This is a genomic window from Streptomyces sp. NPDC045899 (assembly GCF_056431485.1).
On the sequence record NZ_JBWKKP010000008.1, the window covers coordinates 168,568 to 188,987 of the forward strand.

Annotated in this window: 14 protein-coding genes, 1 tRNA gene and 2 pseudogenes; 7 read left to right on the forward strand and 10 right to left on the reverse strand. The window is 71.0% G+C overall.

Annotated elements, in window-relative coordinates; translation table 11 throughout:
* Window positions 1-36 precede the first annotated feature (36 nt).
* Window positions 37-1,449, reverse strand: coding sequence for a DUF1996 domain-containing protein (locus AC07FT_RS14655; protein ID WP_479176537.1), 1,413 nt, complete (start codon window positions 1,447-1,449; stop codon window positions 37-39).
* 385 nt (window positions 1,450-1,834) lie between these two features.
* On the opposite strand from AC07FT_RS14655, the gene AC07FT_RS14660 reads away from it, so the two are divergent.
* Window positions 1,835-2,956: a PP2C family protein-serine/threonine phosphatase gene (locus tag AC07FT_RS14660; RefSeq protein WP_479176538.1), complete on the forward strand. Its 1,122-nt coding sequence runs from the start codon at window positions 1,835-1,837 to the stop codon at window positions 2,954-2,956.
* A 15-nt stretch (window positions 2,957-2,971) separates the two neighbouring features.
* Here the strand turns inward: AC07FT_RS14660 and AC07FT_RS14665 are convergent, their stop codons facing one another.
* From AC07FT_RS14665 to AC07FT_RS14675, 3 genes are all read right to left on the reverse strand, one after another.
* Window positions 2,972-3,148 (reverse strand): hypothetical protein, encoded by a 177-nt coding sequence (locus tag AC07FT_RS14665; protein WP_479176539.1) that lies wholly within the window; start codon window positions 3,146-3,148, stop codon window positions 2,972-2,974.
* Window positions 3,149-3,315: 167 nt separating this feature from the next.
* Window positions 3,316-4,065, reverse strand: coding sequence for an FG-GAP repeat domain-containing protein (locus tag AC07FT_RS14670; RefSeq protein ID WP_479176540.1), 750 nt, complete (start codon window positions 4,063-4,065; stop codon window positions 3,316-3,318).
* Window positions 4,066-4,354: 289 nt separating this feature from the next.
* Window positions 4,355-5,473: a serine hydrolase domain-containing protein gene (locus AC07FT_RS14675; RefSeq protein ID WP_479176541.1), complete on the reverse strand. Its 1,119-nt coding sequence runs from the start codon at window positions 5,471-5,473 to the stop codon at window positions 4,355-4,357.
* Between the two features lie 164 nt (window positions 5,474-5,637).
* Here AC07FT_RS14675 and AC07FT_RS14680 point away from each other — a divergent pair, with 164 nt between their 5' ends.
* Window positions 5,638-6,297, forward strand: a complete 660-nt coding sequence (locus tag AC07FT_RS14680; protein WP_479176542.1) for a TetR/AcrR family transcriptional regulator — start codon at window positions 5,638-5,640, stop codon at window positions 6,295-6,297.
* 122 nt (window positions 6,298-6,419) lie between these two features.
* Window positions 6,420-6,953, forward strand: a pseudogene (locus AC07FT_RS14685) (flavoprotein).
* A 308-nt stretch (window positions 6,954-7,261) separates the two neighbouring features.
* Here the strand turns inward: AC07FT_RS14685 and AC07FT_RS14690 are convergent.
* Window positions 7,262-7,615 (reverse strand): hypothetical protein, encoded by a 354-nt coding sequence (locus AC07FT_RS14690; RefSeq protein ID WP_479176543.1) that lies wholly within the window; start codon window positions 7,613-7,615, stop codon window positions 7,262-7,264.
* An 811-nt stretch (window positions 7,616-8,426) separates the two neighbouring features.
* Complete coding sequence (locus AC07FT_RS14695; protein WP_471192363.1) at window positions 8,427-8,750, reverse strand: hypothetical protein; 324 nt, start codon at window positions 8,748-8,750, stop codon at window positions 8,427-8,429.
* Window positions 8,751-9,288: 538 nt separating this feature from the next.
* On the opposite strand from AC07FT_RS14695, the pseudogene AC07FT_RS14700 reads away from it, so the two are divergent.
* Window positions 9,289-9,510 (forward strand): annotated as a pseudogene (locus tag AC07FT_RS14700) (tyrosine-type recombinase/integrase); the annotation flags it as partial.
* A gap of 184 nt (window positions 9,511-9,694) precedes the next feature.
* On the opposite strand, the gene AC07FT_RS14705 reads toward AC07FT_RS14700, so the two are convergent.
* Window positions 9,695-9,768: transfer RNA gene (locus AC07FT_RS14705), tRNA-Gly, on the reverse strand.
* 554 nt (window positions 9,769-10,322) lie between these two features.
* On the opposite strand from AC07FT_RS14705, the gene dcd reads away from it, so the two are divergent.
* A complete protein-coding gene (dcd, locus tag AC07FT_RS14710; protein ID WP_471192407.1) occupies window positions 10,323-10,898 on the forward strand; it encodes a dCTP deaminase in 576 nt (191 codons plus the stop codon).
* A 17-nt stretch (window positions 10,899-10,915) separates the two neighbouring features.
* Window positions 10,916-11,413 carry a phosphoribosyltransferase gene (locus AC07FT_RS14715; RefSeq protein WP_479176628.1) on the forward strand — a complete coding sequence of 166 codons (498 nt, stop codon included), beginning with the start codon at window positions 10,916-10,918 and terminating at the stop codon, window positions 11,411-11,413.
* Between the two features lie 86 nt (window positions 11,414-11,499).
* Here the strand turns inward: AC07FT_RS14715 and AC07FT_RS14720 are convergent, their stop codons facing one another.
* The 3 genes from AC07FT_RS14720 to AC07FT_RS14730 form a co-directional block, all read right to left on the reverse strand.
* Window positions 11,500-12,471, reverse strand: coding sequence for a Yip1 family protein (locus AC07FT_RS14720; protein WP_479176544.1), 972 nt, complete (start codon window positions 12,469-12,471; stop codon window positions 11,500-11,502).
* A 149-nt stretch (window positions 12,472-12,620) separates the two neighbouring features.
* Window positions 12,621-14,129, reverse strand: coding sequence for an FG-GAP repeat protein (locus tag AC07FT_RS14725; protein ID WP_479176545.1), 1,509 nt, complete (start codon window positions 14,127-14,129; stop codon window positions 12,621-12,623).
* A 656-nt stretch (window positions 14,130-14,785) separates the two neighbouring features.
* Window positions 14,786-16,312 carry an FG-GAP repeat protein gene (locus AC07FT_RS14730; RefSeq protein WP_479176546.1) on the reverse strand — a complete coding sequence of 509 codons (1,527 nt, stop codon included), beginning with the start codon at window positions 16,310-16,312 and terminating at the stop codon, window positions 14,786-14,788.
* Between the two features lie 1,012 nt (window positions 16,313-17,324).
* On the opposite strand from AC07FT_RS14730, the gene AC07FT_RS14735 reads away from it, so the two are divergent.
* Entirely contained in the window at window positions 17,325-20,330 is a 3,006-nt protein-coding gene (locus AC07FT_RS14735; RefSeq protein WP_479176547.1) for a SpoIIE family protein phosphatase, read from the forward strand.
* The last annotated feature ends 90 nt before the right edge of the window (window positions 20,331-20,420 follow it).

The following is a 20,420-nucleotide window of genomic DNA, read 5'->3' on the forward strand; positions in this document are numbered from 1 at the left end:
GCGGCACTGATACGGCACGCCTACGGCATCCGCGGCTCAGCCGCACTTGCTGCCGTTGTTGATGCAGCGCACCGCCTTCGCCATCAGCCGCGAGGACATCACGTTGATGAAGTCACCGTGGTCCGTGACCGGTTTGTGCAGCTGCTCGGGGAAGCTGTCGACGGCGAACGTCGAACCGGGCTGGACCTTGTAGGTGATCCGCTGGACCAACTGCGGGACCGCCCGGAACCCCTGCGGGCACGAGCCGTCCGCCTGGGCGAACGCCACATGGGCGCGGTGGTTGGCGCTGTCGGTGTTCTTCCCGTCCCAGCAGCTCTGGAAGTTGAAGGTCCGCACCACGTTGCTGCCGCTCGGGCAGAGCGGGTACTTGTCCTTCAGCTGCCGGTTCTCGAATCCGGTGCAGCTCCACGAGGCATTGGCGTTGGCCGTGCCGTTGGTGAACGACTTGGCGTCACCGGTGATGATGCGCAGGAACTTCGGCATCGCGGCGACCTTGGTGACCGGGCTGCCGCGGAAGGTGAGCTTGACCGAGGCGGGCTGGAGGATGCGGCCGACGTTGCCGTCCTTGCCGCCGCCGTCCGCGTTCACGTCCTTCTCGTTGCTGCCGTCACGCAGCCGCAGGACCGGCCAGTAGTGCGTCGAGCGGTCACCGTTGGTGCAGGTGGTCCCGGCGCCGGCGAGGTCCTGGTCGGAGGAGAACGCGTCGGTCGCGAGGTTGCCCACGTAGTCGTGCATATGGTGCGCGCCATTGCTCACACCGGGCGCCACGATCACGTTGTCCGGGTTGAAGTGCTTGTTCTCGTTGCGGCCGCAGCGCGAGGTGAAGGTGCCCTTGGAGGCGCCGGTCTTCTGCGCGGGCTTGCTGACGTTGGGCCGCACCTGGCGGATGTCCACGAAGTCGGCCTTCTGCGGGCCGCTCTGCTGCGGCGGCTGCTGGCCGCCCGCGGCCGGAGTGGCACCACCCGGGGTGGGTGTGGCGCCGCCGTTCCCGGCGTTGGGGTCGGTGTTCCCGGCGTTGGTGTCGGCGCTGGCGGGTGCGGTGCTGTCCCGCTTCACGGTGCACGACGCCAGCGAGGTCAGCCCCTGCGGCCGGGACGCCACGCGGTCGATCGTGGCGGTGATGCGGATGATCGCGGAACGGCGCTGTGTCGACAGCGGTTCCAGCACGCGCGACTTCACCCATTCGTCGCTCGCCCCGGAGCCCCGTGTGGCCAGCCGCTGGTACGCCGTGGCCACCTGGCTGTCCATCCGCGCCAGTTCGTCGTCCACCGTGGGCTGCGCCTGGCGCGGCACCCGCGTGAGCCGGATCGAGATGTCCGGGCACTTGATGGTGAGCGTCTCCTGTACGGCGGCCCGCTGTTCGGCGGACTGCCCGGCCGAGGCGTCGTTGTCCGTCATCAGAAGGGCGCCAGCCCCGACACCCATCGCGGCCACACCAGCGACGGTCATGACGAGCAGTCGAGACCGTCTGTGTTTCTTTCTATTCACATGTCCACCCTTCATGGATGTGGTCATAGGAGATACGGCAAGCACGGCGATAGTTCTCAATGCCCGCAGAAATTTCTCCATGACCTCCCCAGTCCGCCCCGGACCTCGCACATCGCCCCGCCGGTCGTCCACCGGGGGCGGAAGATCATCACTTGGCGCCGCGCGGACTCCGGCTCCCGGCGGCAGGATCGGCCCTCGGATGGACCTTCTGCCGCGGGCCCGGATGATCACGTGGGGCGGGGGGAGAACAGGCCGGTGTCCGGGAGAAGTGGAACCTCGCGCTCCGACGCGGCAGGCTGGATCCATGTGGTCGCTCGTCCGCTCACCACCCCGAAACCGTCCGTGGGTGGGTGATCACGGTCAGCTCGTCATCGTGCTCGAACGGGCCGTGCCGTTCGTGATCGCGCTGATCGCGCTGTGCATCGAGCTGTCACCCCTCGAGTTCCTGTACACCGGCCCGTTCCTCACGGCGACCCCGGCGCTCGCCGCGCTGACGATGGGTCCCCGGGGCACGATGGCGGCCGCGGGCGTCGCACTGGCCGTCAGCGTGACCACCGCGACCTACAACGAGGCGTGGGGCAGCGACCAGGTCTACAGCAACCTCCTGGGGCTGCTGCTGGTGTCCTCGGCCAGCATCACCATGAGTAGCGCCGTGCGTACGCGCAGACAGAGCGAGCTCGACCAGATCCGCCGTATCGCCTCCGCGGCCCAGGACGTCATCCTGCGCCCCGTCCCCGCCCGGCTGGGGCCCGTGCGGGCCGCCAGCACCTATCTCGCGGCCGAGACCGGCGCCCAGATCGGCGGGGACCTCTACGAGGCCGTGCACACCCACTACGGCGTCCGCCTGATCGTCGGCGACGTCCGCGGCAAGGGCCTCCACGCCGTCCGCGCGGCCGCGGCCGTACTCAGCGCCTTCCGGGAAGCGGTGCACTACGAGGACGACCTCACCGAGGTCGTCAACCACTGCGCGGCGGCCCTGCACCGCGAGACCGCCGCCGGGAGCGCGGCCGACCTGGACGACCAGGCGGAGGAGTTCGTCACCGTCCTGGTCGCCCAGATCCCGGACTCCTTCGTGATCCAGCTGGTCAACCGGGGCCACCCGCCCCCGATGGTCCTCAGGGAGGGCAAGGTGCGGCCGCTGACGCCCACCACACCCCTGCCGCCCCTGGGCCTGGAGGGCTTCTTCTCCGGCCCGCCCTCGACGGCCGAGACCTACCCCTTCGCCCCCGGTGACCGGTTGCTGCTCTACACCGACGGCGTCATCGAGGCCCGTGACCCCGACCGGGCCTTCTTCCCGCTGGCGGACGCGATGGAAGCGGTGCGCCCGTGCACCCCGACGGCGTTCCTGGAGGACCTGCACGGCCGTCTGCTGCGCCACACGGAGGGGGTTCTGGCGGACGACGTGGCCATGGTCGTCGCGGACCGCCTGGGCGACGACCACGGCGCACGTCCCACCACGTTCACATGACGCGGTTCGGCCGGTTCAGCAGCGCACCAGGCCGAGGAATGCCTGGTCCATGAAGGGGAGGGCCGCCGGCGTCACCCACTGGGTGGACTCCTGCCCCGGCCGGAGGACATGGCACTCCGGCTGCGGCCCCGACGACCAGACGGTCTTGAAGGTGGGCAGCACCCGCTGCTCGGTGGCGCACTCGTTCGTCATGGAGACCCCGAACCGCCCGAACACCTCCTTCCATTCCACGGGCGGGCCGGACGAGGGATCAACGGTGTAGGGAAACCTTGGAAGCGCCATCCGGACGGGGTCGGGGATCCGCATCCGTGCGGCCCGGCGCCGCCGGTCCCCGAAGGACCGGCGGCGCCGGATCGTGGTCAGGAGCAGGGCTGGTAGAAGTGGGTCCAGCCGTCGCCCGGCATGGCCGGCGGCTCACCCGTGGTCGCGTACTCCCCGTACTTCTCCATCATCGCGTCGTCGTAGTCGCCCGGTCCGCTGCCCGCCGTCGACAGCCGCACCTCCCGGTCCAGCTGCCCGTCACCGGCGTTGTTGAGGATCGCGAGGTCCGGGTACGGGTCGTCGCCGTAGTTGGCGACCCGCAGCTGCTGGGCCTCGCCGCTGTCGCCGATGTCGGAGTGCCGGGAGTCGGCGGAGCTCAGGTCCGACCGCGAGAGCGGGCCATGACGGTACTCCGCGAGGCGCGCCTTCGCGGGATCGTCCATGCCGGACGGCTTGACGATGTTCACGACCATGCCCAGGGTGCCGTCGTTCTGGAAGTCGGCGACCGCGGCGGTCGCGACCTCGCCCCTCTTCGCGCCGAGCAGCTTGCTGACGGACTGCTTCGCACCGAACGTGCCGTCCTCGGCCCCCCACTGGATGGTCATCTTGGTCCCGGTGTGCCCAGGATTCCTGATCTTGTCAGCCTGGCCGTCCCCGTCGAGGTCGCCCACCAGCGTCGTGGCGTCGGCCAGGCACGGGCCCGCGTCCGCCGCCCGGGTGACCTTGCCGGACCGCTGCGCGCCGTCCGACGACGACCCGGCGGCACTGGCCTGGTAACCGGCGATCGTCAGACTCAGGGCGACAGCCGCGATCGGCGCGGCGATCAGACGTGACCTCTTGCGAAGCATCTGCAAACTCCTAACGTTGTAGCTGCGACGTGAGATGAGTGGCGCCGCACTGCGGGTTCATGCGGAAATTGCTCTACTGTCATGGCGAAATTGCTCTGGCGCATGGCCGTGAGTCGAGGTGTGCGCCCGTCGATGTCCCACTCGGTGCGTCAACCACCTTGCCGGTGGGCGCTACCGCCCCATTAGCGCGCCACTAACGCTGCGCTGACGCTCCATCACCACCGGTGCCGGACAGCGACGACGCCGGCAATGGGTCACCCTCGGTCCGCCGGCGGCACCGGAAGTCCGGTCAGCCGTACATCGCCGCGCGGTGGAAGGCGGCAAGTGCGTCGTCGATGGGGTGGGGCTGCGGCTTGCCCGAGGAGTCGAGCCTGTTCCACCGCTGCAGGTTCACCGCGACGCACATCTGCCGCTCACCGTCGGCACGGGTCATGGCCAGCGCTCCAGAGCCCCAGACCGTGCCGCCATGGCCCCAGAACGTGTCCTGACCGGAAGTCTCCGTCGGGTGCAGGCCGAGGCCGTAGTCGATCGTCTTCCCCTCTTGGGAGACGACCGGGACGGTGCGCCGCATCCGCGCCAGTGACGACGGGCTGACGATCTCGCCGGCGAGCAGCATGCCGAAGAAACGGTTGAGGTCCGAGACGGTCGATATCAGCGAGCCCGCCACCCCCACCCAGGACATGTCGTAGACGCTGTAGTCGCGCGGCGGGTCGATCATGCCGAACCACGCCTCGTAGACCTGCGAGTGCTCCCCGTCGACGTACGGCTCCACGGGGAGCTCGGTGTCCCGGAGCCCGGCGCGCTCGATCACGTTCCGGGTGATGTACCGCTCGGCCGTCGTGCCCGTCACCTGTTCCAGGAGTTCGCCGAGGAGCAGGTAGTTGGTGTTGGAGTACACCCCCGGAGTGCCGCCCGGAGCGCCGACGGCAGGGGCGGTGACCCCCATCTCGATCAGTTCGGTGGGGTGAAAGCGAGTGAACCGGCTGTCGTCCAGACTCTGGGGCCCGGTGTCCGCGAGGGCCGGGAACGCCTTGAGGGAGGGGTAGGCACAGGGGAGGTACTCGGCGAGGCCGCTGGTGTGGTTGATCAGCATCCGGACCGTGATCGCGTCACCGCGTTCCCCGGGAACCAGCCTCGGAAGGTAACGGCCGATCGGTGCGTCGAGACCGATCCGACCAGCCTCGACCTGTTGCAGAACCGCGGCGGCCGTGAAGGTCTTGGTGATGCTGCCGACGCGGTGCCGCATATCGGCGGTGACGGGGCGGCCGGTGGCGACATCGGCGACCCCGGCGGCGCCGCGCCAGACCTGGTCGCCGTCACGCACCTCGGCGAACAGACCCGGTATCCCGGCGCGGTGGACGTTCTCCAGAGCGGCGTTCAACGCCGCGGGATCCAGTGAGTTCCTCACGACACGAGTCCTTTCGTATGCCCCGGGCCGAGCGTGCCGTCGGCCGCCTGACACGGGTGACAAGGCATGAGCCGACACGTCGTCCCGCTCATGTCCTCATTATGCACGCGGTGCGTGCAACACCAAGTGCATAAGTTAGGCTGAGATCCGGCGAGAGGAGTGGGATGGCAGGGCGAAGGCGCTGGTCGACCGAGGAGATCCTGGACGCGGCGGCGGAGCTGCTGCGCGCGGGCGACGCCGAGTCGTTCAGCGTGCGCAAGCTCGCCGTGGTGCTCGGGACCGACTCCTCCAGCCTCTACCGGCACTTCCGCAGCAAGACCGAACTCCTGCGCGCGGTCGCCGACCGGATCCTCCTGGCCGCCATGGACGACTACCGTCCCGAGGGCGACTGGAAGCAGCGCATCACCGCCCTGGCCCTGCGCCTGAGAGGGGCCTTCGGCCAGCAGCCCCAGCTCGCCGCGGTCTGGGGGCGCTACGCGTCATCCGGCACCGGTTCCCGGCTGGTCATGGAAGAGGTACTGCAGGCCCTGCGCGCGTCGGGACTGCCCGACGAGGAGATCCCGGCGCGCTACCACCGGATCGCGGTCCTCATCGCCGCGCTGATCGCCTCCGAGGCCGGGGTCAGCACCGTCACCCCCGAAGACCACGAACAGGGCATGGAGCTGTTCCGCGTCGCGGTACTCGGCGCCGACCCCGAACGCTTCCCGGCCCTGGCCCACTTCGCCCGCGACGTCCGCCCCCTCGGAGCGGACCGCCGCGCCGCGTTCGAAGAGATCCTCGCCGCCCAACTCGCCCACATCGAGGCCGCGATCCGCCCGAGCTAGCGCCGTCGGCCCGGCGGTGTGGGCACGCGAGGCAGGCCGGGTGGTCGGGCGACGGCAGCCCGCGGCCGGTGTGGCGCGCTGCCCGGACTGCACGACGTCAGCAGACAACCGGGAGTTCCTGCGTGAGCGAGCGGAAGAAGCCGTTTCTGTACGTCGTCGTCTGCGCGGCCGGGGTCGCCGACGATGCCGGCAAGCTGATCGTCTTGGCCCAGCAGCGACACTAAGATGTCGGGGTCATCGCCACCCCGCATGGCTTGGGCTTTATCGACACACAGGCAGTGGAGGATCAGACCGGCTACCCGATCCGCTCGGCCTGGCGGTCCCCCGCCAGAAACACGCCCCCTGCCAGCGCCGGACGCCATCGCGGTCGCCCCGGCCACCTTCGACGCCATCAACAAGTGGGCGGCAGGGATCTCGGACACCCTGGCCCTGGGGATCCTGAACGAGGCGTATGGCCTGGGTGTCCCGACGGTGGTCCTGCCGTACTTGAACGCCGCCCAGGCAGCGCACCCCGCCTACTGGCAGAGCCTGGAGCGACTGCGCGGGATGGGTGTGCTGATCAGCGACTACGAGCCGCACCGGCCCAAGGCGGGTGGGGGCGCCAGGCGTTCCGTTGGGAAACGGCAGTGAAGTTGCTGGGCCCCGCACTGCGATGAACCGCGGTATATGACCCCCCGACCGCTGCCGACATTGCGGCCTCGCTGTTCAGCCGAGCCAGGTGACCCGCGTGATCACCACGAGCTGAAGTCGGTCGAGGGCCAAGAACAGGAAGAAGCCCCGCCCGCCGAAGATGTCCTGGGTTCTGAGCCCTCCGCCGTGCGGCTTGCCGCGTCCGACGCCGGCGGCATCACGGCCCAGGATGGTGAGTTGACCGGCCAGGCGCTCACCTCGGCCACGACATCGTGCGGGAGGCCGCCCACGACATGGTCCGCGTCGGGGTCGTACTCCCAGGTCCAGCCGTCGGTCACGCGGTGATCTCGGTGTGCGCGAGGTCCGTGATCTTGCGGATCTCAGCGAGAGCGGTGCGGACGGTCTCCCGGTCGGTGGCCTCTTCTGCCAGGGCCTCCAGCTCGCTCAGGCGCGCCGCGCGGGAGGGATAGCGCTGGATGGCGACGAACTCCCCCCACCACAGGAGGAACGCGCGGAGCGGGGCGATGGTGCTCTGGGCGGCGGCCTGCTCGACGGCCCGGTCGAGATGCTCGACGAAGGATGGCAGCTGGGCCGGGGCGATGTCGGCGACGGCCGCACGGAGGGCCGCCGGAGTCAGGGTCGGCATCGGAATCACAGGCCCGTCCGGGGTGGTGGGCTGCTCAGTCATCGGAACGTCTCCTGGGCGGCGGTCTGCGCCTGTCGTCATGGCCTGGCCGGTGGTGTGGACGCTGGGCCCGAGCCTACGCCTGCGTCCCGTCCGTCACACCACGTCTGGCACGTCCCGATCGTTCGGAGTCTCCGCCTGATCAAAGCTGAGCAAGATCGAATCTCGGTGACGGCGAACGCACGATCACACCCGGACAACAACAAAGCCCCAGGCCGCCGGCCTGGGGCTTCTCTATGGAGCGGGTGACGGGAATCGAACCCGCGCTCTGCGCTTGGGAATCACCGGGTGGTTGGTGCTGATCATGCCGCTGACCTGAGTAAACGAACGCTGACGGTGGGCTGGTGTGCCCGCCGCAGCATCCGTGATTGACCGCTGTCCATCGCTCTGTGCGGCTGCGCTTCGTCCCGAACCACCAGCAGAACGGTCACTGAGGTCTCCTCGCCTGGTTGGCTGACCGCCTGGAGATGCTTGGCCGTCAGCAGGGTCGCGCTGGCCGCTGTACTCCGGTGCAGTACGGCGCTCGCTGGTCCTTGCCTTACAAGCTCGACGCCGGACTCGGGCCCGGGTTGGATCGTGCCTGGCTGGCGACCGACCGCCATGGTGCATCCGCCATGTGTAGGCACAGTCCACGACACTACGGTCGCTGGCAGGTTCTGCTCACGCCCCTACGCCTGCCTGATCGCTGGCCAAGAGGGCACACCAGGGCCTGTCCTCGTGCGATGGATCCATCCCACGAGGCCAGGCCCTGGCACCGCCCCGCTCCGGCGCGCGATGGGGACATCGCGGCGAAGCCGGTCAGGCGGGCCGGATATCAGAAGTTGAACTGGATCGTGCCGGACTGACCGAGGGGCTTGGTCGCGACGGCCAGCCAGTGCCCGTTGACCTTCTGGTAGCCCACTGCCTCATCGGGGGTCCGGCTGCGGAGCGACCCCTTCCAGCAATCGCCGGGGAAGATGATGGTCGACGTGAGCCCGTTGCGGTACGGGAACCCGATGTACTCCTGCTTCGAGGTGTGGTTGCACGACTTGAGGGTCACCGTGCCGGCGGTGTCGGCGTTCGCCACCGCGGGAAAGGCCACGGACGCGAGCAGGCCCGCGGCGCTGACGCCCAGTGCTGTCTTGATGGTAGTGCGCATGTATCGATGCCGCTTTCTCGTTGAGGATCGAAATTGTTCTGCGTGGCGTATTTGCCCAGGAACTCGAATCGAGTTGTCGGAAGCCAAGCAGATGGTCAATTAGTCCGCAACGCATCCGTGTTGTCCCGGATTAATTCCTCACTCCCAATGGAGGTGGTCGTGAAAGTGAACTCACAGACACAGCAGAAAGCGGCAGTGGCGCCGAAGGGGCTTCTGCCCGCTGATCGCGTCGTCACCGTCGGCCCTAGTACGCGACGGGCGCCGCGCCGCGGGACGGCGCGGTCGACTCCTGCCACGCCGCACATCGACGGCCGCAGTCCGAACGGGAGTTGGGGCAGCGCGGGAGTCTGTGTTGCCGCTGTCGGTACGAAGCGGCGGCCACTTGTGGCCGGTTTTGGGTACGTCTAGGCGCAAACCCGCGCCCTGGGCTTGGGGATCACGGGGTGATTAAGGCTGATCATTGTGTTGAACCGTGGAACAGTGCGGGTTTCTTCGACCGCCGACGAATTGTGTTGGCGGATTCTGCGGCTGCACGATGGCCGTTGAGGACGAGCTGATTCGGCGGAACCCCTGCCGGATTCGCGGCGCGGGCAAGGAGTCGGCAGGCGAGCGTCCGATCGCCACCGTGGAGCAGGTGGACGCACTCGCCGACGCCATGGGGTCTCGGTGGCGGCTCATGGTCTACACCGCCGCGTACGGCCCTGCTCGCCTGGAGGAACAAGCGGAGTTGCGTCGACCGGACGTGGACCTTGAAGCGGTCGGTTGTCTGGGTGCGTCGGGCCAACACGATGGTGCGCGCCGGGATCGATGCCCGCGTACGGGCTGACCGACAGAAGGGTGCAGCCAAGGGCGACGAGGAGGCTTCTGGTGCGGATCTGGCACGAGACGCTTAGCGCGGTCTAGGCAACAACAAAGCCCCGGGCCGCTGGCCTGGGGCTTCTCTATGGAGCGGGTGACGGGAATCGAACCCGCGCTCTGAGCTTGGGAAGCTCATGTTCTACCATTAAACTACACCCGCGAGGGCGCCCGATTGGCTGGCGCCGCATCGTCGCTCACTGTACCCCATGGCTGACCCCCGGCGCATTTGTCGTCGGGTCTTCTTGCTGTTCGGGGTGGTTTGGGTGGGGGAGAAGCGGCTGTCGGGGTGCGGGAGTTGGGGCGTACGGTGGGGGCGCGGAGTGCCGCGTGGAGCGGCATGCGGTTGATCCCCTAATGTGGCTTTTGTCGTCCACGTCGTCCACGTTCTTGGGGAAGGGACTCAATGGAGCGCACCGTCGTCCGTTGTGCTGAAGGACATGTGTTCAGCACCGCCTCGTTCCCGATGCAGCACCTCACCGCCGACCGGCTCGGACCCGGCCGGCTGCTGCGGTGTCCGCGTTGTGCGCGGCTGCGGCATGCGGTGCCCGTGGGGCACCAGAAGCGGTAACCGATGAGCTCAGGGGCGAGGGCCCGGTCCACTGGGGCCGGGCCCTTCCCCGTACCCGGCGGCGGGGCGGACCGTCCGTCGTCGCGGCTGGTCCGGGGGCGGGGGCTGGCCATGAGAGGTCATTCCGTTTTGCGTATCCTCATTGCGTGCTTCTCTCAGACAAGGACATCCGGACCGAGATCGACGCCGGGCGGGTGCGGATCGATCCGTATGACCCGACGATGGTGCAGCCCTCGAGCATTGACGTGAGGCTGGACCGGTTCTTCCGGGTGTTCGAGAACCACCGCTACCCGCATATCGACCCGGCGGTGGAGCAGCCCGATCTGACGCGGCTGGTGGAGCCTGAGGGCGACGACGCGTTCATCCTGCACCCCGGGGAGTTCGTCCTGGCCTCGACCCTGGAGGTCATCAGCCTTCCGGATGACATCGCCTCCCGGCTGGAGGGAAAATCGAGCCTGGGGCGGCTGGGGCTGCTGACGCACTCCACGGCCGGGTTCATCGACCCGGGCTTCTCGGGACATGTGACGCTCGAGCTGTCGAACGTCGCGACGCTGCCGATCATGCTGTGGCCGGGGATGAAGATCGGGCAGCTGTGCATGTTCCGGCTGACCTCGCCCGCCGAGCACCCCTACGGCTCGGCGCGTTACGGCTCCCGCTACCAGGGGCAGCGCGGCCCGACCCCTTCGCGGTCGTTCCAGAACTTCCACAGGACGCAGGTGTGAGCGGGGTGAGTGAGAGCGTGAGCGGGAAGCGGGAGAACCTCACCTACGAGCGGTTCGGCGCCGCCGTCCGCGAGCTGGCGCAGACGATCGCGGACGACGGCTATGAGCCGGACGTCGTGCTCTCCATAGCCCGGGGCGGCGTCTTCGTCGCGGGCGGGCTGGCGTACGCGCTGGACTGCAAGAACATCCACCTGGTCAATGTGGAGTTCTACACCGGCGTCGGCACCACGCTCGAGATGCCGGTCATGCTGGCCCCGGTCCCCAACGTGATCGACTTCTCCGACAAGAAGGTGCTGATCGCGGACGATGTCGCGGACACCGGCAAGACGCTGAAGCTGGTGCGGGACTTCTGCCTCGGCACGGTCGCCGAGGTGCGCAGTGCCGTGATCTACGAGAAGTCGCAGTCCCTGGTGAAGTGCGAGTACGTCTGGAAGCGCACCGACGAGTGGATCAACTTCCCGTGGTCGGTCGAACCGCCGGTCGTGCGGCGCGCGGGACAGGTGCTCGACGCCTGAGCGGCGTAGGCGTGGACGTGAGGAGTGCGGGGCCCGCTGGTGCGGGCCCCTCCCTTGTTTCCGCTGTTCCCGCCGCCGCGTGACGGCTACAGCGTGCCCAGCTTCAGCAGGCTCAGCAGCGCGATCAGCTGGATCGCCGACGCGCCCAGCGCCTTCGGCCACGGCAGGTCGTGCGACTTGCTCACCATCGAGGTGAAGAGCGCGCCCGCCGCCAGGCAGGTCGCCCAGCCCAGCAGCTTCACCAGCGAGCTGTCACCGCCCAGGAAGAGCGCGAACAGCAGCCGCGGCGCGTCCGTGAGCGACATGATCAGCATCGACAGGCCGATGGTGGGCGCCCAGGCTCCGTCGCCGCCCAGCTGCCGGGCGAGGGTGTGCGTCACCGCGCCCAGCACCAGACCGCTGAGCACCATCGCGACGCCCGTGCACAACACCCACGGGATGCTGTTGGACACCGAGGCGTTGAGGACGTCCTCGCGGGCCTTTCCGAAGCCGAACACCGCCAGCATGCCGTAGACGAAGGTCACGACGAGCGCCGGGCCCCAGACCGTGTAGTCACGCATCTGGTAGAAGGTGGCCGCCGGACGCAGCACGATGCCGCTCAGCAGTTCCTTCCAGTGCAGACGGGGGCCCGCGGGCGGCACGGTGGAGGAGCCGGCGCGGTAGGTGTTGGCGTACCCGTCGTCGTACGACGGGTCATAGGCATCGGGTGCCTCGCCCACGCTGAACGCCTGTGTATGGCCCGAGTTGTCGTCGGCGTACGAGCCGCCGGGCGCGGAACCGTGCCCCTGCCCCGGTCCGTACGGCCCCTGGCCGCCCGGCCCCGGGCCGTAGCCTCTGGGGTCGTGGTCCGGCCCGTGTCCGGCGCCGGGGCCGTAGTACGGGTCCTGGTCGCCGCCGAAGTACTCCGGCTCTCCCTGTGAAGAGGGCTGCTGCCACTGCGGCTGCCGCTGGCCGTACGGGTCCTGGTGCCCGTACGGCGGCTGCTGCGGTCGCTGCTGCTGCCCTTGTCGCGCGGAGTGGGAGTCCCGTCCGCGTCCGATCCTGAATCCAGCCACCATTCGAACGTACCCGGTCGTTCGGGGCACAGTGCCGGAGTGGTGGGACAGCCGGGGCATTGCGGCCGACCTGTGACATCCCTTAGGGGGTCCCGGAGGGGCTGTCCCCCTGCCCGGCGGTGGAGTTGCCGCCACCGGTGGTGGCAACGGCGTCAGTCGTCGTCCGCGTACGGATCGCTGGTGAACGCCGTCAGGTCCTTCCGGCCGTCCGTGATCCACCAGCGTTCGGGGTGCTCGCCGTAGAGCGAGAAGGTGATGCCGCGGCCCCAGGCGAGGACCACCTCGTCCTTCCCGTCGTGGTCGAAGTCGGTGACCCGGTAGAGCCGGGCCGCGCGCTCGCCCTTGCGGACCTTCTTGCCGTCCAGCCGGGCCGGGGCGGCGCGGGTCAGTGTGCGGCGGTCGGTGACCGTGCCCGGGGACTCGCGGCGCAGGGTCAACAGCTCCACGCCGCCCGCGCCGAGCGACACGGCCAGCTCGTCGATCTTGTCGCCGTTGGTGTCGGCGGACGCCAGGACGCCGGACATCTTCGGCACCTTGATCGAGTGCGGGGTGTGGTTCCCGGTCCGGCTCGCCGCGTGCGGATAGACGCTGACCATCTCGCCGACGTCCGGCCGTTCGGTCTCGTTGCCGGGTTCGTCGTTGCGGCTGCCGCTGTCGCCGACGGCGACGTCCCGCTTGCCGTCACCGTCGAAGTCGCCGAAGGTCACGGAGTTGCCCTCGCGCAGCGCGAGCCCGGTGGGGCGCAGGCCGCGGGGGCCCGCGGCCATGAGGGTGGAGCCGGACTGCTCCTCGTCGTTGAGCGTGTGCACGACCAGGTCGGTGGGCCGGTCGCCGTCGATGTCGTCGGCGATGAGCTCGCCGATCTCGCCGCGCCGGCCGTGGTCGTCGTCCAGGGGGCTGGCGTACGGCACGGTCTTCGCGGCCTTGCCCGCCCTGCTGAACGGCCCGTACATCACCAGCAGGGAGCGGCGGTCGGCGCGGATCAGCGCCAGGTCGTGGTGGCCGTCGCCGTTGAAGTCGCCCACGGTCGGGCGCTGGGTGTCCACACCGTCCTCGGGACCGGTCAGCTGGACGCGGGCGGCGGCCCGGGTCTTGCGCGGTCCGCCCGCCGAGCCCCAGGAGATGTAGGGGACGATCCGGACGGTGGCGCCGGTGCGCTCGGCCTCGCGCTTGCTGAGCCGTTCGCCCGCGGCCGTGGTCACGTCCGCGTAGCCGTCGCCGTCGAAGTCGGCCGTGGTGACCTCGCTCGCGCCCGCGACAGTGACGTCGGCGGCCGGCAGCCCGAGGTCCTGGCGCCGCAGGACGGTGCGGGTGGCGGGGTTCAGCCCCTTCGCGGAGCCGTAGACGAAGCCGGTACGGGTCGGCAGGCCCTCCTTGCGGGAGGGGACGGGGAGCTGGAGGTCCGGATAGCCGTCGCCGTTGAGGTCGTCCGGCAGCCGGCTGCCCTTGCCGTGGGGGGCGGGGGCGGAGGCGCTGGGGGTGATGACGCCTCCCGCCGCGGCGTCGGAGGGGGCCGGGGAGTCCTCGTCGCCGCCGCCGAGCCCGCAGGCGGTCAGCAGCAGCGCGAGCGCGGCCGCGCAGGCGGCTGCGGCGGAGGTGCGATACGGGGATCCCGGGACGCGTCCTGGCGGTGGTGCGGTGGGGGGAGGCGCAGGCGTCATCGAGCCACCTCAACCCATCGGGTGGTGGCCTGTCCAATGGACCGGGTCGATTCGTTACCCGTGCGATACCGGGACGGCACCCGGCAGACCCGCCCACACCGACGCGGCCGAGGCCCGGCGCCGCCGGTGCGGGGAGCCGCCGGGCCTCCTCGTGCCGAGGGGGCTCGCCGAGCCCCTCACCGCTCCGTACGGCCTGACTGCGGCACAGCCCCGGCGGGCGCCCCCGCCGCTGCGGGCCGTGCCCGTCGCCCCGGGGCTCACCGCGAGCCGGGGCCGTCCTCCCCGGGACTCGGCGCGGCGCGGTGTCACCGCACCGGAGTACCCCGTCCGCGCGTCGCCGTGACGCCTTGCGCGGGCGGCGGACGGCCCGTGGGCGTGCGGTATCCGCAGGCGTGCGGCGGTCACGCACGGGCATCCGCACCGAGGGCCCCTGCCGGGGCCGCCCCCGGTGGCACCGTCGGCAGCGGCCCTCGCTGGGCCGCGCCGCCGCGAGGCCACGCCTGGTCCGTGTCCCGCGCCGGGCGTGTGGCCCCGCCGGGGCCCTGACCGGCCATCCGCCAGTGGGCCTGACCATCCAGGGCCTGGGTTCCGGCCGTCGTGCCTTGATCCGCGCCCCGCGCCGGGGTGCGAACCCGCCGGGGCGCCGCCGCCGTGGCTCAGTGGTCGAGGACCGAGGCGAATGCCGCGTCGCGGTAGGTGAGGCCGAGTTTCGGGGCGCTGAAGGAGGTAACCGCCTTGGCGGTGAGGCCCGAGGCGGAGCCTCGGAGGACCCAGGCGGCGCCGTCGGCGGTGGCGTGGGCCGTGACGTCCTCGCCGGCGGCGCTCGCGGCGAGGTCCGAGCGGCCGTCCGCGTCGGTGTCGGCGAGGCGGACGGCGGAGCCGAAGTGGTCCTTGCGCTCGCCGACGCCCGGGACACCCGCCGTGTCCTGGTGGAGGGTCTGGGCGTCGGTGCCGGTCAGGCCCTTCGCGCTGCCCTTGAGGAGGACGACGGAGCCGGTGGCGGCCCGGCCGCCGATCTCCTCGCCGGGGACGCCGACGGCCACGTCCGCGTAGCCGTCGGCGTCCGCGTCGCCGACGGAGACGGCGGCGCCGAAGTGGTCCACCCACTCGCTCGCCCCGGGCACGCCCGGGGTGTCCTGGTGGAGGAGTTCACGGCGGCGTCCGGTGCCCAGCCCGTCCTCGGTGCCGTAGTAGACGGTGATCTGCCCCCCGGAGGCGGACGGGTCGTCCACGGAGTCCGGACAGCAGGTGGTGCCCGCCCCGGTGACCAGGTCGGCGAAGCCGTCCTTGTCGAGGTCGCCGACCCCGGCCGTCTCCGGGACGGCCGAGGTGCCGTCGGTGAGCCGGCGCTGGTAGGCGACGCCGTCCGGGCCGCCGGTGTAGACGGCCGCCCAGGCGGGGCTGGACTCGTCCGTGTCCTGTTCGCCGTAGACGACGACGCCGCTGCTGCCCGAGCCGGTGAAGTCGCCGGTGGCCAGACCGGCGGGCTCCTCGGCGAGACCGTCGGTGACGAGCGTGGCGGCGGCGGGGCGGGCGCGGGTGAATCCGTCGGCGTACGTCCACAGGCCGGCGCCGCCGAGCACCACCAGGTTCTCGCCCCCGTCGCCGTCGAGGTCGGCCACGGCGACGTCCCTGCCGAAGGGGTGTCCGCCGGGCACCGCCCTCGTGGGTACGCCGGTGCCGCCGCCGGTGAGGCCGTGCGCACCGCCCCAGACCACCGTGACGGAGCCCGTGACGGAATCCGGGCCGTTGCCGCCGTCGTCCGCCTTCTCACCCGTCGCGGCGACGACGAGGTCGTCGTAGCCGTCGCCGTCGAGGTCGCCGCCGGTGACCCGGGCGCCGAAGCCGTCACCGGCCTCGGCGGTGCCGGGGACGCCGCCCGCGCCCTGGGTGAGCGTGGTGGAGCGGGAGGGGGAGACGCCGTTCGCGGAGCCGTAGACCACCACGACCTGGCCCGCTCCCGCCGCGCCGCCGACGGGGGCCTTGGGGGTGGTGGTGACCAGGTCCGCGTAGCCGTCGCCGTTGAAGTCGTCGCGCAGGGTCTCGGGAGTGGGGCGCTGTGCGGACGGGCTCGCCACCGGTCGCCTGTCGTCGCTGAGGGCGGCGTGGACCACCGGGATACCGATGGCTCCGGCCGCCGCGGCCGTGACGGCGGTGGCGATGGCGGCGTTCCGTATGCGCACAGGAGCTCCCGGAGGTCGGCGGGGAGGGCCCGGAGGGGCTGGGGCGTAAGGGGTCTGGAACCTGGCGGATGGAGGGTCTGGAATTGGCAGATATATGACACGCGAAAGGGGTGTGGGCGCGGGGCCGGGCGCGTCGGCGCCCGGTGTGACCCCCTGGGGGCGCGGATGGTTGCCCCCAGGGGGTGTGCGGGTGCTGTGCCGGTGGCGTGAAGGTGAACGCACCACGGACCGCCGTGGCCGCCGGCAGGGGCCCTGTGCGGCTCCGGCCCCGCGACGCGGGGTCGCGCACCCGTCACGGGCCGTGCGGCGCCGCGCTGACCTGCTCCGGCTGTCCGCTCGCGCCCGCCGGGCCATCGGTCGCCGCGCGCTCCGGTCGACCGCGGGTCGACCGCCGGTCATCGCTCGATCGGGCCCCGTCGGGGCCTGGATCGAGGACTGGTAGAACCATCAACTACAGCACGCCAACGTGGCAGTTGGGCTGTTTCCGGCGGATCACGGACCGATCCATCCGCTTGGCAGTAAAGATGACCTTTGGAGCACAAGGTCTGTCCAGGACATTTACCAATGGGTGGTTGGGGCATGATCCTGTAGAGATTCGCAACGTTGTTGTGAGAAGGGATACTTCACGGCCAGGATCGGTACATGTTGGAAGCGGGCGAGCGGGGGCAGCCATGTGCGTATCGCACGGAGCACGGGTGAGCGGTGAGGCGGCGAGAGTGGTGATGGAGGGAGCGGGCGGGGTGTAGTCGCGATGTCGGACGGGAGTGGCCGGCCGGCGGCGGCGGATGCCGCTCGCCCGCCACGAGGCGAGGGTGTTAGAAATAACGACATGGCCGGACTTTTCGGTCGATCACGGGTTCCGTTGGCCCGCACGATGACCGACTGGCGCCCACGGGGTCGGCGTGAGGGGCCGCGCTCGGAGCAGGTACGGCCCGAGCGCCGGATCCATCGGGATCAGCCGGATCGGCTCGATCCCCGGGACCGGGATCCGCGCGATCCCGGTGAGCGGCGGATGGGAGCGGCGCTCCCGCACGCCCCCGTCGTGCCGCGCGGTCCAGGAGGGCCTCGGCGTCGTCGCCGCGGCCCGCTCGGCGCTGTGCGCACGGTCGCGGGCCAGGTGTTCGTCCTCCAGGTGGGCGTCGTGCTGCTGCTCGTCGTCGCCGCCGTGGTCGCGCTCGTCCTCCAGGCCCGCTACGACAGCGAGCGCGAGGCGCGCAATCGCTCGATGGCCGTGGCCGAGAGCTTCGCCAGCGCCCCGGGCATCGTCGCCGCGATGCGCGGCCCCGACCCCACCCGTGAGCTCCAGCCGCTCGCCGAGCGGGCCCGTGAGGGCTCCGGGGTCGACTTCATCGTCGCCATGTCGCCGGACGGCATCCGCTACACCCACCCCAATCCGCACCGGATCGGGAAGCACTTCATGGGCAGCATCGGGCCCGCGGTGGAGGGCCGGACGGTCACCGAGACCTTCACCGGCACCCTCGGCCTCTCCGTGCGGTCCGTGGTGCCCGTCTTCGACGACCGGGGCAGGGTCGTCGGCCTGGTCTCGGCCGGGATCACGATCAAGAAGGTCAGCGGGGCGGCCGACCACCAGCTGCCGCTGCTCTTCGGCGCCGCCGCGGCCGCGCTCGCGCTGGCCACGGCCGGTACCGCGCTGGTCAGCAGGCGGCTGCGGCGTCAGACCCATGGGCTGGACCCGGCCGAGATGACGCGGATGTACGAGCACCATGACGCGGTGCTGCACGCGGTGCGCGAGGGGGTGCTGATCGTCGGCGGCGACGGCCGTCTGGTGCTGGCCAACGACGAGGCGCGGCGGCTGTTCGACCTGCCGCCGGACGCCGAGGGGCGTCCGGTGGCCGAGCTGGGCTTCGATCCGCACACGGCCGCGCTGCTGACCTCCGGCCGCCCGGCCACCGACGAGGTGCACACCGCCGGTGAGCGGCTGCTGTCCGTCAGCCACCGGCCCACCGACCGCAACGGCGGCCCGCCCGGCAGCGTCGCGACCCTGCGGGACACCACCGAGCTGCGCGCCCTGTCCGGCAAGGTCGACCTCGCGCGCAAGCGGCTGAAGCTGCTGTACGACGCGGGCGTGTCCATCGGCACCACCCTGGACGTGGTGCGCACCGCCCAGGAGCTGGCGGAGTACGCGGTCGCGCGGTTCGCCGACTATGTCTCGGTGGACCTGGCGGACTCGGTGCTGCGCGGCGAGGAGCCGCAGGACGGCGACATGGGCACCAGCACGGGCACCAGCACCGCCACGGGCCCCGCCCTGGGGCTGCCCGTCCCGGGCGCGGTCCCCGACGGCACGTCCCACCGCGCAGGAACGATCCCGGGCGGGGAGACGGCCGGGGCGGGGACGGCCTACGCGGCGGGCACCACCCGGGGCACCGGTGTGATCCAGGGCGTGGTCGTACCGCACCAGTCGGTGCCGTCGGACGCCGGTACCGTACCGGCGGACGCCGCGCCGGACGCGTTCCCGGCGAACGAGGAGGGGCAGCCCACCGCCCTGCGGCGCACGGCCCTCAGCGGTATCCGCGACGATGTGCCGCTCTACCCCGTCGGGATGCTGATCCCGTTCGGTGCCAGTGCCCCGCAGGCCAGGGGGTTCCGCACCGGCGCGGTGACGGTCGAACCGGTGCTGGGCGACTTCGGGGGGTGGCAGGCGCAGGATCCCGAGCACGCCCAGGAGATCGTGGACTTCGGTATCCACTCGATGATCACGGTCCCGCTGCGGGCCCGGGGCGTGGTGCTGGGCGTGGCCAGCTTCATGCGGGCGGAGAAGCCCGAGCCGTTCGAGGAGGACGATGTGTCCCTCGCCGAGGAGCTGGTCACCCGCGCCGCCGTCAGCATCGACAACGCCCGCCGGTACACCCGCGAGCACACCATGGCGGTCACGCTCCAGCGCAGTCTGCTGCCCCGGGTGCTGCCCGAACAGGACGCCCTGGACGTGGCGTACCGTTATCTGCCCGCCGAATCGGGCGTCGGCGGCGACTGGTTCGACGTCATCCCGCTGCCGGGCGCGCGGGTGGCGCTGGTGGTGGGGGATGTGGTGGGTCATGGTCTGCACGCGGCGGCGACGATGGGGCGGCTGCGGACCGCGGTGCACAACTTCTCGACGCTGGATCTGCCGCCGGACGAGATCCTGTCGCATCTGGACGACCTGATCGCCCGTATCGACCAGGACGAGCGGGGCGCGGGCGACGAGAGCGCCGACGCCGGGACCGAAGTGATCACCGGTGCCACCTGTCTGTACGCGATCTACGACCCGGTGACCCGCCGCTGCACGATGGCGCGGGCCGGCCATCCGCCGCCCGCCGTGGTGAGCCCGGACGGTTCGGTGGAGTTCCCCGATCTGCCCGCGGGACCGCCGCTGGGCCTGGGCGGGCTGCCGTTCGAGACCGCCGAGCTGGAACTGGCGGAGGGCAGCCATCTGGTGCTCTACACCGACGGGTTGATCGAGAAGCGCGACCGGGACATCGACATCGGCCTGGAGCTGCTGAGCGAGGCCCTCTCCCACCCCGGCCGGACCCCCGAGGAGTCCTGTACGGCGGTGCTGGACGCACTGCTGCCCGACCGCCCCAGCGATGACATCGCGCTGATCGTGGCGCGCACCCGGGTGCTGGAGCCGGGCCGGATCGCGGACTGCGAGGTGCCCTCCGACCCGGCGCACGTCGCCGAGGTACGGGCGGCGGTGGCGCGGAAGCTGGCCGAATGGGACCTGGGCGACGTCGCGTTCACCACCGAGCTGATCCTCAGCGAGCTGATCACCAACGCGATCCGCTACGCCACCGGTCCGATCCGGGTGCGGCTGCTCTGTGACCGCAGTCTGATCTGCGAGGTCTCGGACACCAGCAGTACCTCACCGCATCTGCGGTACGCCGCCACGACGGACGAGGGCGGCCGGGGGCTGTTCCTGGTCTCGCAGTTCGCGGACCGCTGGGGCACCCGCTACACACCGGACGGCAAGGTCATCTGGGCCGAACTGACGCTGCCCCAGCAGAAGAACGGCAAGCGGAACTGACGGCGAGCGGCCCCGGGGGCCGCCGGACACGACGGGCGGGGCCCGCCCGCGCACCGCGCGGACGGGCCCCGTCCGATGTCGGGAGTGCTC

Excerpts from the sequence above, each read along its gene's own strand:
- AC07FT_RS14655 (WP_479176537.1), bottom strand. The coding sequence starts at position 1,449 with ATGACCGTCGCTGGTGTGGCCGCGATGGGTGTCGGGGCTGGCGCCCTT.
- AC07FT_RS14665 (WP_479176539.1), bottom strand. The coding sequence starts at position 3,148 with ATGACGAACGAGTGCGCCACCGAGCAGCGGGTGCTGCCCACCTTCAAG.
- AC07FT_RS14670 (WP_479176540.1), bottom strand. The coding sequence starts at position 4,065 with ATGCTTCGCAAGAGGTCACGTCTGATCGCCGCGCCGATCGCGGCTGTC.
- AC07FT_RS14680 (WP_479176542.1), top strand. The coding sequence starts at position 5,638 with ATGGCAGGGCGAAGGCGCTGGTCGACCGAGGAGATCCTGGACGCGGCG.
- AC07FT_RS14690 (WP_479176543.1), bottom strand. The coding sequence starts at position 7,615 with ATGACTGAGCAGCCCACCACCCCGGACGGGCCTGTGATTCCGATGCCG.
- AC07FT_RS14695 (WP_471192363.1), bottom strand. The coding sequence starts at position 8,750 with ATGCGCACTACCATCAAGACAGCACTGGGCGTCAGCGCCGCGGGCCTG.
- AC07FT_RS14720 (WP_479176544.1), bottom strand. The coding sequence starts at position 12,471 with ATGGTGGCTGGATTCAGGATCGGACGCGGACGGGACTCCCACTCCGCG.
- AC07FT_RS14725 (WP_479176545.1), bottom strand. The coding sequence starts at position 14,129 with ATGACGCCTGCGCCTCCCCCCACCGCACCACCGCCAGGACGCGTCCCG.
- AC07FT_RS14735 (WP_479176547.1), top strand. The coding sequence starts at position 17,325 with ATGGGAGCGGCGCTCCCGCACGCCCCCGTCGTGCCGCGCGGTCCAGGA.